Origin of the sequence: Streptomyces sp. NPDC094143 (genome assembly GCF_040303825.1) — a bacterium.
GTDB lineage: Bacteria > Actinomycetota > Actinomycetes > Streptomycetales > Streptomycetaceae > Streptomyces.
On sequence record NZ_JBEOTZ010000001.1, the window covers coordinates 380,594 to 392,565 of the forward strand.

Below are 11,972 nucleotides of genomic sequence, written 5' to 3' on the forward strand. Positions count from 1 at the left end.
CGGGGGGACACCCATGTCCATGCGCATTCGAGCCGCCGCGCTCGCCGCACTCACCACCGCCGCCCTCACGGCCGGCACGGTCCTCACTGCACCGGCCGCCGGCGCCGCGCCGAAGGCCGCCGTGCCCAAGTTCCTGTCGGCGTCCCAGCTGCCGCCGCACCCGTCGTCGTCCTGGACCGCCGGGCCGGTCACCGAAGGGTTCCCGGAGGAGCTCGGCTTCTGCGTGAGCACGGAAGGCGTGCCCTCCTACGACTACCGGTACCGGCAGTTCCGGACCGACCTGGACACCGGCGCCGTCCAGCTGACCGTCGTGGCGGACACGGCCGCCCTGGCCAAGGCCCTGGCGAAGCACTACGACGACCTGATCCGCACCTGCGCCGACCGCATCGAGAAGGCCGACCCGGACGTCGAGGCCGAGGGCCGGGACTACGGCAAGCTGCCGGTCGAGGAGGGCGCCCGCGTCCGCGGTCTGCACACCGAGACCTCCTGGGGCGCCAACGACATCTCCCTGATGTCCGTCGGCCGGGACGGCAGGACCGTCACCGTCGTGCAGTGGGGGCAGATGGGCGACTTCGACGACGCCCCCGTGGCCGCCTTCAAGAAGACGACGACGACCGCCGTCAACAAGCTGTACTGACGGGCGGGCACCGGAAAGGACCGGGGCCGTCCTCCGCCACGGGGGTGGGGAGGACGGCCCCGTACCGGTCGGTGCCCCGGGAAAACCGTCGTACTTCGGCCAACTTCACCCGAGTGACGCGCACCCGGCCCGGCCGCGCCAACTCCCCGCCGGGTACGCACGGATCGGCAGCCGTCGGTCGGCCCATCGTCCGATCTCCGGCGGTCAGCATCCGCCCGGGGCCCTGGACCGGCTACCCTCTTGTCCCCCTTCCCCGTTTCGCCGCACTGCTCAGCGGTCCTCCACCCGCGTCGGCGGCGGCCTCGGCGTGGCCGAACACCTGGTCGTTGACGAGCCGGCATGACTGCCGCGTGCCCGACGGGGCATGGATCCCGTGAACGTGTTCGAGCAGGAGGGGAACCGACATCGGCGCGCGGGCGGGGGTCATGGAGAGGCAGGCACGAGGAGGCGGTCCCACAGCGATCGGGGCCTTCTCGGCGAAGACGGTGGAGGACGGGACCGACGACGTCAGGGAGCAGGCACCGGCGCCTCAGCTGAGGCGCAGACTGGGCAGGTCGGACCTGCGAGCCGTGCCGGAGGCCCGCAGGGCCCTGCGGGAGCTGCTCGGGCAGTGGGGAAGGCAGGGGCGGTCCGACATCTCCGACGTGGCGGAGCTGCTCACCAGCGAACTCGTCACCAACGCGATCGTGCACACCGATCACGACGCGGTCCTGACGGCGACCGTCGGACCCCGCGGACTGCACGTGGAGGTACGGGACTTCGTGGCCCGCAGGCCCCGGCCGCGGAGGCCGGTCGCCGACGACGGCACCAACGGCAGGGGCCTGTTCCTGGTGGAGACCCTCGCGGACGCCTGGGGCGTCCGGCCGCACGGCGTGGGCAAGGCCGTCTGGTTCGAGCTGGAGGCCGGGGCGGCGTGACAGCCGAAGGGGCGCGGCCCGCAGGCCACGCCCCCTCGCCGTACCGGTGCGGCTCGGCTAGCCGAACTGCTGCTCCAGGTCCTTGAGCTTGCGCTCCAGGGAGTCCAGCCGCGGCAGCGCCATGGTGTCGTCCTCCGCGGTGAGGTCGACGGTCACGGGGTCACTCCCTTTGCGGACGGGCTGCAGGGAGGGACGCGAGCGGACGGGCAGTTGCTCCGGCCCGGGTATGGCAGGCTCCGCGGTGACCTGCGAGGAGCCGCGCTCCACCTGGACGTCCAGCTGCCGGCCGCCGCCGCGGCCGAGGTAGCCGCGGTGACCGCGGCTGATCGCCTTCAGCTGGGCGCGCTCCACGCGCTGCTGGTCGCGGCGCCGCTGCCGCTCGGCGTCCTTCTTGCGCTTGTCCTCGCGCACCTCGTCGACCGCCTCGTCGAGGCTGCGCACACCCTCCAGCAGCATCAGCGACCAGGCCTTGTAGGTCTCCCGAGGGGCCCGCAGCCAGCGCACGATACGGATCTGCGGCAGGGGACGCGGCACCAGACCCTGCTCGCGCAGGGCTGCCCGGCGGGTCTGCTTCAGCGCGCGGTCGAACAGCACCGCCGCGGAGAGGGACATGCCGGCGAAGAAGTGGGGAGCGCCGTCGTGGCCGACGCCCCGCGGCGCGTGCACCCAGTTGAACCAGGCGGCGGCGAGCGCGAACGTCCAGACCAGTATCCGGGAGCCGAGCGCCGCGTCACCGTGGCTGGCCTCGCGCACCGCGAGCACGGAGCAGAACATCGCCGCGCCGTCGAGGCCGAACGGGACGAGGTACTGCCAGCCGCCGGTCAGGCCGAGGTTCTGCTCGCCGAAGCCGACCAGGCCGTGGAAGGAGAGCGCGGCGGCGACGGCCGCGCAGCAGAACAGCAGGACATAGGAAACAGTGCCGTAGATCGCTTCCTTGCGTCTGCGGCGTTCCTCGCTGCGCTCCCAGGAATCGTCCGCGCTCGTGTCCTTGACCGAGGAGCGCTTGCCGCGCGCGAGCACCGCCACCGCCGCCAGCATGCCCAGGAGAAGCACGGCGCCCGGAAGCAGCCAGTTCAGCGATATGTCGGTCAGTCTCATGTGGGTGGTCCCTTGCATGGGGATAGGGCGTAACGCCCGCCATAGTGGCCCAATCCCACCGGCCCTCAGGGGGTTTCGGGGCAAGAGGCCGCCAAGGAAGTGCAAGGGGATGCCCAGGGCGGCGTTCTGCTCGAACTGCCGCTTGAGGGGCGGGAGTTGAGTTCGAACAAGACTACCCTTACGAGTGGTTCTCCGGAAAGTTCCCGTGACGCGTGAGGGAGTTGTGAATCGCCGGTGGGCGTGCGGGTTTCCGGTTCCGTGATGATCCTACGGGACGCCGGGAGGGGTCGCCGCCCGACGGTGCGTCAACTGGCCGTGGCCAGCAGCTTGCCGACCCGGTCCGCGTCGCAGGTGCGCGGGCAGGTGGCGCAGGTGTCCTCGGGGCGCAGGGTGTAGAACATGCAGCAGCTCGCGCGGTCCCGGGTGCGCAGCGGCTCGCCGCCCGGGCCGGTCAGCTCGCGGAACGCGGCCGTGCCGACGTACGGCTTGGTCGCGCCCGGCAGGAGCAGCTCCAGTTCGCGCATCGCGCGCCGCTCCTCCAGCTCGCCGAACAGCTGCCCGACGTACCACAGGCCCTCGACGATCTCGTCGGTCGCCATGCCCCACAGGGCCCGGCCCCGGCGCCGCATCCGCGGGCCGAAACCGGCCAGGACCGGCTCCAGGTGCTCGGCGACCGCCGACCGCACCTCCGCGCGCAGGGCCTCCTCGTCCGCCACGACCCGGGCGCCGGGCAGCGCGGCGGCCTCGTCGCCGGGCAGGCAGGCGAAGCCGCCCGGGCGGACGGCGAGGTGACCGAGGGCGTGTGCGGGGTCGGTGCGGTCGTACGAGACGTGCGTCACGGGGTAGCGGGGGACGCGGCGGTGCAGGAACCACGGCACGGTGATCAGCAGGCAGGCGGGCCAGGCGTAGCGGTGCAGGCCGAAGCTGGCGACGACGTCGGGGCGGGCCGGCCGGTCGTAGTCCCGCTGGATCTGGGCCTCGTCCCAGGCCAGGAAGGCGTCCAGGCCCGGGCCCGCGGCGGCCAGGTCGGCGGCGGCGGTCCAGCCGCCGCCGCGCGGGGTCTCCTGCCCCGGGGCGAGTTCGGTGACGGCCAGTACCGGGAGGACCTCGGCCAGGCGGGCGTAGGCACCGGAGACGGCCGAACGGGTCGCGGGCATGTGATCACCGATCCGTGTCTGTAGACGGTCCCTCGCGGGCGGGTGTTGAAGGTAAGGCTTACCTTACCGAAGATCGCCGGGATTTGAACTGGCGGGCGGTGCGCTTATCGTGCTTGACGGACGAGTAACAACCCGTCGTAATGACCCCAAGTACCGATACGTCCGGAGGAGGACCCGTGAAGCAGGGCGCGCAGGGCTCCGCCGGGACGGGAAGCCCGCAGGTCCGGGCGGACGCCGCCGGGCAGACCCGGGTGCCGCGGCAGGCGGGGTCCGGGGCCGGGGCGGTGCGCGGGGAGCACACGCACTCCGAGCCGCCCGCGCCGCGGGTGCGGCCGGTCGTGCAGCGGGCCTCGGTGCGCGGGCAGATCCTCGACGCGCTGCGCGCCGCCCTGGTGGCCGGGGACCTCCGGCCCGGGGAGGTGTACTCGGCGCCGGTGCTGGGGGAGCGCTTCGGGGTGTCGGCGACGCCGGTGCGCGAGGCGATGCAGCAGCTGGCGCTGGAGGGCGCGGTCGAGGTGGTGCCCAACCGCGGGTTCCGCGTGGTGGAGCGGGGGGCGCGGGAGCTGGCCGAACTGGCCGAGGTCCGGGCGCTGATCGAGGTGCCGGTGATGCTGCGGCTGGCCCGGACGGTGCCCGCCGAGCGGTGGGCCGAACTGCGCCCGCTGGCGGAGGCCACGGTCCGCGCGGCGTCCTCCGGGTGCCGGGCGGCCTACGCGGAGGCCGACCGGGGCTTCCACCGGGCGGTGCTGTCCCTGTCCGGGAACCGGCAACTGGTGCGGATCGCGGAGGACCTGCACCGCCGGGCGCAGTGGCCGCTGGTCGGGGGCGGACCGGGGACGCGGGGGCGCGCGGACCTGGTGGCGGACGCGCACGAGCACACGGCGCTGCTGGACGCGCTGATCGCACGGGACCTGGATGTGGTGCGGGCGCTGGTGGGGGAGCACTTCACGGGGGCCGTCGCCTGACGCCGGGTGGTGGGTCGGGGCCGCGCCGGGGGGCCCGGCCCCGGAACGGCGCGATGGGGTCGGACGCCGGCCGACTGTCCGTTGACGCGCCAGCCGCTGCGGGGGCGGACACCGCCCGACACGGCCCCTTCCGGCCGCCGGCGGGTGCGGGTCCGCTCAGCCGCGGCGCGGCGCGGGTGGGCTCCGCCGGGTTGCGGACCCACCCGGCCTCAGCGACGACGCCGGGCCGCTGTCAGGCCGTCGCCGCCGGGGGTGCCGAGGGAAGGTGGCGTGCGAGCCACGTCGGCACACCGCCCAGCAGCCGGTGCAGCCATCGCGCCTCCGCCCGCAGCCGGGACGCCTCCGATTCCGTCTCCGTGTCGGCCAGGGACACCAACGCCGGTGCCGTGCCCACGAGATAGCCCAGTTCCTCGCGGAGGCGGAGGGACTCGGTGAAGCCGTGCCGGGCCTCCGCCAACTCGCCGTCGCGCAAGGCGAGTCCGGCCAGGTGGCGCCAGGTGAAGGAGAGCAGCAGCGGGTCGGCGTGGGCCGTGGCGCCCGCGTGAGCGCGCCGGTACGCGGCCCGGGCGGCCTGGGGCGCGCTCGTCAGGTTCTCCGCCAGCAGGCCCCGGCGGAAGTCCAGCAGGGCACGGGCCGGAGCCCCCGGAGGGATCAGCGCCGCCGCCCGGCCCAGCGCGGCCCGGGCCTCGTCGGCCCGGTCCCGGACCGCCAGCAGGGTCGCCGCGTAGGCCAAGTACCCGCGTTCACAAGCGGCCGCGCCGCGCTCGTCGTCGCTGTGTGCGAGGGCCTCGGCCGTGCGCAGCGCGTCCTCGGCCTCCTCCCAGCCCTGCTCGGTGTACAGACACCGCTCGACCAGCAGGGACGCGCGTTGCAGCGCCGCCGCCGGGGTGGCGGGCAGCAGCAGCGCGGCCGCGTCGGCCCAGCACCCGCGGGAGCGCAGCCGCCATACCGCGGTCTGGAGGGGATCGTCACCGGCGGTCGTTCCGTTACCAGACATGGCGGTATGCGCCACGTTGCCCTCCCCGAGCACGCCATCGAGCTGTTGAGTGGTGGCGGCATCTCAGCACGAATCGCGGGGCCGGGCCAAGAGGGCGGGTGAAGGATTTCACAAAGTCGTGGGACTCCGGGGCGCACCGGGTTTGGGCGGGAGAACCCCGTGCCTCAGCTCATCCGCAGGGCCAGGAAGAAGTCCAGCTTGTCCTCCAGCCGCGACAGGTCACGGCCCGTCAACTGCTCGATGCGCCCCACCCGGTAGCGCAGCGTGTTGACGTGCAGGTGCAGCCGGGTGGCGCAGCGGGTCCAGGAGCCGTCGCAGTCGAGGAAGGCCTCCAGCGTCGGGATCAGCTCGGCGCGGTGGCGGCGGTCGTAGTCGCGCAGAGGGTCCAGCAGGCGGGCCGTGAAGGCGCGGCGCACGTCGTCCGGGACGAAGGGGAGCAGCAGGACGTGGGAGGCCAGTTCCTGGTGGCCGGCCGCGCAGACCCGGCCCGGGCGGGCCGCGGCGACGCGCCGGGCGTGGCGGGCCTCCTCCAGGGCGCCGCGCAGGCCCTCCGCCGAGTGCACGGCGGCGCTGACGCCGAGGGTGAGGCGGCCGTCGTCGTCCAGGCCGGCTGTGAGGGGGGACCGCACCGATTCCAGCAGCGCGTCCGCGAGGACGCCGGTCTCCGCCCCGTCGTGCTCCGCGGAGACGGCCGGGAGGGGGACCAGGGCCATGGCCTCGTCGCCGGTGTGCGCGACCGCGATGCGGTCGGAGTGCTCCCGGCCGGGCCACGACGGGTCGACGAGGATCTCCTCCAGGAGGGCCTGCGCGACCGGGCCCGTCTCGGTCTCGGCGCCGTCCCAGTCCACACGGGCCACGACGACCTGCCAGTGCGGCGCGGAGCCGAGGCCGGGGAGCAGCACGGGAGCGGCCACGCGCAGACGGGCGGCGATCTCGGCGGGGGCCGCGCCCGTCTGGACCAGTTCCAGGACCTCCTGGGCGAGACGGCGGCGCACCGTGCGGGCCGCGTCCCGGCGGTCCCGCTCGACCGCGATCAGCTGCGTCACGCCGTGCAGCAGGTCCAGGCGCTCCTCGGCCCAGTCCCCGGCGTCCGCCTCGACCGCCAGCAGCCAGTCGGACAGCACGGTCTCCCGGACGTCCCGGGCGCTCTGCCCGGAGCGGCCCGCCGAGCGGATCGGGAAGAGCGAGTAGGTGGTGGAGCCCAGGATGACGCGGTGAGGGTCGCGGCGGCCCGTGCGGGTGGCGGACAGGTGCTCCGCCGCGAGACGGGCGCAGGCCTCGGCGGGCAGGGCCGGGCCCGCGGCCTTCGAGCCCGCGATGAGACGGCCGGTGGGGGAGAGCACCCAGGCCCGCAGGTCCAGGTCCGAGCCGAGCAGGTCCAGCACGACCTCCGGGCCGCCGCCCGCCGGGCCCGACGTCATCATCCGGCGGTGGCGGTCGACCACCGCCGCGAGGTCTCCGGCCCGCTCGCCGGAGACCTGCCGTACGACGTGTTCGGTGATCGTCGCGAAGGCCACCGACTCGTGCACCGCGAAGAGCGGCAGGCGGTGGCGGGCGCAGGCCACGACCAGGTCCTCCGGAACGTCGCCCAGTTCGGCCTCGCCCGCGGCCAGGGCCGCCACCCCGGCCTGGACCAGGATGCGCACGAACGACTCCGAGTCCGCGGCATCCCGGCGCCAGGCCAGGCCGGTGAGGACCAGCTCGCCGCCCGAGAGGTAGCGGCTCGGGTCGCGCAGGTCGGTGGTCATCACGCCGCGCACGGCGCGGTCCAGCTCGCCCTCGCCGCCGAGCAGCTTGAGGCCCAGCGCGTCCGTGTCCAGCAGTGCGCGCAGCCGCATTCTCGTCGCCGCCGTTCTTTGTCTCGAAATCTATGGTCGATCTTGGTGGGGTCGGAGGGAACGCCTGTTCGTCGGGCTGGTGAGCGGCGCTCGCCGTCCCCCGAGCCGTGTCCCGGCTGTGTCCCAGGTCACGCGGTCGTGTCGCGTGTTTCCACAGGTGAACGAGGAGGTTTCCGATGGCCTCCGTTCATATGAATCTACAAGATGCCTCTCCTGGCCAGCCAACTCCTTCATGGTTTCCGTGACTGACCCCGTCGGAGTACCGGGCTGTGTACTGAGGCCACAACGCGTCAACAGCACATGAACGAGCCGGGACCGCCGCACACGGATTGGCTCAAACCGAACGCTCCACGAGAAGACGAAGAAGAGAGCCGGTCATGGACTTCCTTCGCCCCGCCAGCTGGGAGGAGGCGCTCGCCGCGAAAGCCGAGCACCCCACCGCCGTGCCGATTGCGGGTGGCACCGACCTGATGGTCGAGATCAACTTCGACCACCGCCGGCCCGAGTACCTCATGGACCTGAACCGCATCGGCGACCTCTCCGAGTGGGAGGTCGGCGAGGAGAGCGTGCGGCTCGGTTCCTCCGTGCCGTACACGAAGATCATGGAGAACCTCCGCGCCGAGCTGCCGGGTCTCGCCCTCGCCTCGCACACGGTCGCCTCTCCGCAGATCCGCAACCGCGGCGGCGTCGGCGGCAACCTCGGCACCGCCTCCCCGGCCGGCGACGCCCACCCCGCCCTGCTCGCCGCGGGCGCCGAGGTGGAGGTCGAGTCGGTGCGTGGGACCCGCCTCATCCCGATCGACGCGTTCTACACGGGTGTGAAGCGCAACGCGCTGGAGCCCGACGAGCTGATCCGCGCCGTGCACATCAAGAAGGCCGACGGACCCCAGCAGTTCTCCAAGGTCGGCACCCGCAACGCCATGGTCATCGCCGTGTGCGCCTTCGGACTGGCGCTGCACCCCGCAACCCGCACCGTGCGCACCGGCATCGGCTCCGCCGCCCCGACGCCCGTACGGGCCAAGGCCGCCGAGGAGTTCCTGAACGCCGCACTGGAGGAGGGCGGCTTCTGGGACAACGGCAGGATCATCACCCCGTCGGTCGCCAAGCAGTTCGCGGACCTGTGCTCCGCCGCCTGCAACCCGATCGACGACGTCCGGGGCACCGCGAGCTATCGCCGCCACGCGGTCGGCGTCATGGCCCGCCGCACGCTGACCTGGACCTGGGAGTCCTACCGCGGCGCCCGCCGCGCTTCGGAGGGAGCTGCGTAATGCGTGTCAACTTCACGGTCAACGGCCGTCCGCAGGAAGCCGACGACGTCTGGGAGGGCGAGTCCCTGCTGTACGTGCTGCGGGAGCGGCTCGGGCTTCCCGGTTCCAAGAACGCCTGTGAGCAGGGCGAGTGCGGCTCGTGCACGGTTCGCCTGGACGGCGTGCCGGTGTGCTCGTGCCTGGTCGCCGCCGGGCAGGCGGAGGGCCGCGAGGTCGTCACCGTCGAGGGCCTCGCCGAGTACGCCAGGCAGCGCGCCGAGGGCGGCTGCGCTCCCGGCGCCTGCGGCACCGCGGTGCGGGACTCCCAGGCGTGGCAGGCCAGGGGCGCCGACTCGCACACCGGCGAGGGCACCGAACTCTCCCCCATCCAGCAGGCGTTCATCGACGCCGGCGCCGTCCAGTGCGGCTTCTGCACACCCGGTCTGCTGGTCGCCGCCGACGAGATGCTGGAGCGCAACCCCAACCCGACCGACGCGGACATCCGTGAGGCCCTGTCGGGCAACCTGTGCCGCTGCACCGGTTACGAGAAGATCATGGACGCGGTCCGCCTGGCGGCCGCCCGGCAGGGAGAGGCGGTCTGATCGTGTCTTCCCCCAACGGAACCCCCACCAAGATCACCCAGGGCGCGCAGACCAAGGGCGGCATCGGCGAGTCCACGCTCCGCCCGGACGGCACCCTCAAGGTCACCGGCGAGTTCGCGTACTCCTCCGACATGTGGCACGAGGACATGCTGTGGGGGCAGATCCTGCGCTCCACCGTCGCGCACGCCGAGATCGTCTCCATCGACACGGGCGAGGCGCTGGCGACGCCGGGCGTCTACGCCGTGCTGACCTACGACGACCTGCCGACCGACGTGAAGACTTACGGCCTGGAGATCCAGGACACCCCGGTCCTCGCCCACGGCAAGGTCCGCCATCACGGTGAGCCGGTCGCCCTCGTCGCCGCCGACCACCCGGAGACGGCGCGCCGCGCCGCCGCGAAGATCAAGGTGGAGTACAGGGAGCTGCCCGTCGTCACCGACGAGGCCTCCGCCACCGCACCGGACGCGATCCTCGTCCACGAGAACCGCGACGACCACCACGCCGGCCACGTCCCGCACCCCAACATCGTGCACCGCCAGCCGATCGTGCGCGGCGACGTGGCCGAGGCCCGCAAGCGGGCCGACGTGATCGTCGAGGGCGAGTACACCTTCGGCATGCAGGACCAGGCCTTCCTCGGCCCCGAGTCCGGCCTCGCCGTGCCGGAGGAGGACGGTGGCGTCCACCTCTACATCGCCACCCAGTGGCTGCACAGCGACCTGCGCCAGATCGCCCCCGTGCTCGGCCTGCCCGAGGACAAGGTGCGCATGACGCTGTCCGGGGTCGGCGGCGCCTTCGGCGGCCGCGAGGACCTGTCGATGCAGATCCACGCCTGCCTGCTGGCGCTGCGCACCGGCAAGCCCGTCAAGATCGTCTACAACCGGTTCGAGTCCTTCTTCGGGCACGTCCACCGCCACCCCGCGAAGCTGTACTACGAGCACGGGGCCACCAGGGACGGCAAGCTCACCCACATGAAGTGCCGGATCGTCCTGGACGGCGGCGCCTACGCCTCCGCCTCCCCGGCGGTCGTCGGCAACGCCTCCTCCCTGTCCGCCGGCCCGTACGTCATCGACGACGTGGACATCGAGGCCATCGCCCTCTACACCAACAACCCGCCCTGCGGCGCCATGCGCGGCTTCGGCGCGGTCCAGGCGTGCTTCGCCTACGAGGCGCAGATGGACAAGCTCGCCGCGAAACTCGGCATGGACCCGGTGGAGTTCCGCCGGCTCAACGCCATGGAGCAGGGCACGCTCATGCCCACCGGGCAGCCCGTCGACTCCCCGGCCCCCGTGGCCGAACTGCTGCGCCGCGTCAAGGCGATGCCGATGCCGCCGGAGCGCCAGTGGGAGTCCAGCGAGGGCGCCGACGTACGGCAGCTGCCGGGCGGCCTGTCCAACACCACGCACGGCGAGGGCGTCGTCCGCGGGGTCGGCTACGCGGTCGGCATCAAGAACGTCGGCTTCTCCGAGGGGTTCGACGACTACTCCACCGCCAGGGTCCGCATGGAGGTGCTCAACGGGGAACCGGTGGCGACCGTCCACACGGCCATGGCGGAGGTCGGGCAGGGCGGGGTCACGGTCCACGCGCAGATCGCCCGCACCGAGCTGGGCGTCACGCAGGTGACCATCCACCCGGCCGACACCCGCGTCGGCAGCGCCGGTTCGACGTCTGCCTCGCGGCAGACCTACGTCACCGGCGGCGCGGTGAAGAACGCCTGCGAACTCGTCCGCGAGAAGGTGCTGGAGACCGGCCGCCGCAGGTTCGGCTCGTACCACCCCGCCTGGGCGACGGCCGAACTGGTCCTGGAGGGCGGCAAGGTCGTCACCGACGGTGGCGAGGTCCTCGCCGACCTGGCCGACGTCCTCCAGGACGAGGCCGTGGAGGTCGAGGAGGAGTGGCGGCACCGGCCGACCGAGCCCTTCGACCTGCGCACCGGCCAGGGCAACGGGCACGTGCAGTACTCCTTCGCCGCGCACCGCGCCGTCGTGGAGGTCGACACCGAGCTCGGCCTGGTGAAGGTGATCGAGCTGGCCTGCGCCCAGGACGTCGGCAAGGCGCTCAACCCGCTCTCCGTGATCGGCCAGATCCAGGGCGGCACGACCCAGGGCCTGGGCGTCGCGGTCATGGAGGAGATCGTCGTCGACCCGAAGACGGCGAAGGTCAAGAACCCCTCCTTCACCGACTACCTGATCCCCACCATCCTCGACACGCCGACCATCCCCGTCGACGTGCTCGAACTCGCCGACGAGCACGCCCCCTACGGGCTGCGCGGCGTCGGCGAGGCACCCACCCTGTCGTCCACCCCGGCCGTGCTCGCGGCGATCCGCGCGGCGACCGGGCTGGAGCTGAACAGGACGCCGGTCCGCCCCGAGCACCTGACCGGCACCGCGTGAGAGCTCTCCGGGCGGCGCACCGGAACGTCACATTCCCGCGCCGCCCGGAGGACCGGGCACCGCACCGCTCGCGGTCCCCGGAAGCCGACTGATCGTTCGTCTCGGGCCGTCCCCCGGGTCGTGC

Annotated in this window: 10 protein-coding genes; 6 read left to right on the forward strand and 4 right to left on the reverse strand. The window is 73.2% G+C overall.

Features of this window, described 5'->3' with window-relative positions; translation table 11 throughout:
- Positions 1-13: 13 nt before the first annotated feature.
- Positions 14-637, forward strand: coding sequence for a hypothetical protein (locus tag ABTZ58_RS01670; protein WP_351349224.1), 624 nt, complete (start codon positions 14-16; stop codon positions 635-637).
- Between the two features lie 425 nt (positions 638-1,062).
- Positions 1,063-1,554: an ATP-binding protein gene (locus tag ABTZ58_RS01675; protein ID WP_351349227.1), complete on the forward strand. Its 492-nt coding sequence runs from the start codon at positions 1,063-1,065 to the stop codon at positions 1,552-1,554.
- Between the two features lie 57 nt (positions 1,555-1,611).
- On the opposite strand, the gene ABTZ58_RS01680 is transcribed toward ABTZ58_RS01675, so the two are convergent.
- On the reverse strand, positions 1,612-2,652 hold the full coding sequence (locus tag ABTZ58_RS01680) for a DUF2637 domain-containing protein (protein ID WP_351349230.1): 1,041 nt from the start codon (positions 2,650-2,652) through the stop codon (positions 1,612-1,614).
- 305 nt (positions 2,653-2,957) lie between these two features.
- Complete coding sequence (locus tag ABTZ58_RS01685; protein WP_351349232.1) at positions 2,958-3,809, reverse strand: (2Fe-2S)-binding protein; 852 nt, start codon at positions 3,807-3,809, stop codon at positions 2,958-2,960.
- 176 nt (positions 3,810-3,985) lie between these two features.
- On the opposite strand from ABTZ58_RS01685, the gene ABTZ58_RS01690 reads away from it, so the two are divergent.
- Complete coding sequence (locus ABTZ58_RS01690; RefSeq protein WP_351349235.1) at positions 3,986-4,774, forward strand: GntR family transcriptional regulator; 789 nt, start codon at positions 3,986-3,988, stop codon at positions 4,772-4,774.
- A gap of 232 nt (positions 4,775-5,006) precedes the next feature.
- Here the strand turns inward: ABTZ58_RS01690 and ABTZ58_RS01695 are convergent, their stop codons facing one another.
- Both ABTZ58_RS01695 and ABTZ58_RS01700 read right to left on the reverse strand, forming a co-directional pair.
- Complete coding sequence (locus ABTZ58_RS01695; RefSeq protein WP_351349238.1) at positions 5,007-5,771, reverse strand: hypothetical protein; 765 nt, start codon at positions 5,769-5,771, stop codon at positions 5,007-5,009.
- A 164-nt stretch (positions 5,772-5,935) separates the two neighbouring features.
- Positions 5,936-7,609, reverse strand: a complete 1,674-nt coding sequence (locus ABTZ58_RS01700; RefSeq protein WP_351349241.1) for a PucR family transcriptional regulator — start codon at positions 7,607-7,609, stop codon at positions 5,936-5,938.
- Positions 7,610-7,986: 377 nt separating this feature from the next.
- Between ABTZ58_RS01700 and ABTZ58_RS01705 the strand changes: the two genes are divergently transcribed.
- From ABTZ58_RS01705 to pucD, 3 genes are read left to right on the forward strand one after another with little or no spacing between them, the layout of a single operon-like run.
- The gene (locus ABTZ58_RS01705; RefSeq protein WP_351349243.1) at positions 7,987-8,877 is read left to right on the forward strand and encodes an FAD binding domain-containing protein; all 891 of its coding nucleotides are present in this window, start codon (positions 7,987-7,989) and stop codon (positions 8,875-8,877) included.
- Positions 8,877-9,458, forward strand: a complete 582-nt coding sequence (locus tag ABTZ58_RS01710) for a (2Fe-2S)-binding protein (RefSeq protein WP_351349246.1) — start codon at positions 8,877-8,879, stop codon at positions 9,456-9,458. The genes ABTZ58_RS01705 and ABTZ58_RS01710 overlap by 1 nt, the downstream gene beginning before the upstream one ends.
- A gap of 2 nt (positions 9,459-9,460) precedes the next feature.
- A complete protein-coding gene (gene pucD / locus ABTZ58_RS01715; protein WP_351349249.1) occupies positions 9,461-11,848 on the forward strand; it encodes a xanthine dehydrogenase subunit D in 2,388 nt (795 codons plus the stop codon).
- Positions 11,849-11,972: the final 124 nt, after the last annotated feature.

Excerpts from the sequence above, each read along its gene's own strand:
- ABTZ58_RS01670 (WP_351349224.1), top strand. The coding sequence starts at position 14 with ATGTCCATGCGCATTCGAGCCGCCGCGCTCGCCGCACTCACCACCGCC.
- ABTZ58_RS01675 (WP_351349227.1), top strand. The coding sequence starts at position 1,063 with ATGGAGAGGCAGGCACGAGGAGGCGGTCCCACAGCGATCGGGGCCTTC.
- ABTZ58_RS01680 (WP_351349230.1), bottom strand. The coding sequence starts at position 2,652 with ATGAGACTGACCGACATATCGCTGAACTGGCTGCTTCCGGGCGCCGTG.
- ABTZ58_RS01685 (WP_351349232.1), bottom strand. The coding sequence starts at position 3,809 with ATGCCCGCGACCCGTTCGGCCGTCTCCGGTGCCTACGCCCGCCTGGCC.
- ABTZ58_RS01695 (WP_351349238.1), bottom strand. The coding sequence starts at position 5,771 with ATGTCTGGTAACGGAACGACCGCCGGTGACGATCCCCTCCAGACCGCG.
- ABTZ58_RS01700 (WP_351349241.1), bottom strand. The coding sequence starts at position 7,609 with ATGCGGCTGCGCGCACTGCTGGACACGGACGCGCTGGGCCTCAAGCTG.
- ABTZ58_RS01705 (WP_351349243.1), top strand. The coding sequence starts at position 7,987 with ATGGACTTCCTTCGCCCCGCCAGCTGGGAGGAGGCGCTCGCCGCGAAA.
- ABTZ58_RS01710 (WP_351349246.1), top strand. The coding sequence starts at position 8,877 with ATGCGTGTCAACTTCACGGTCAACGGCCGTCCGCAGGAAGCCGACGAC.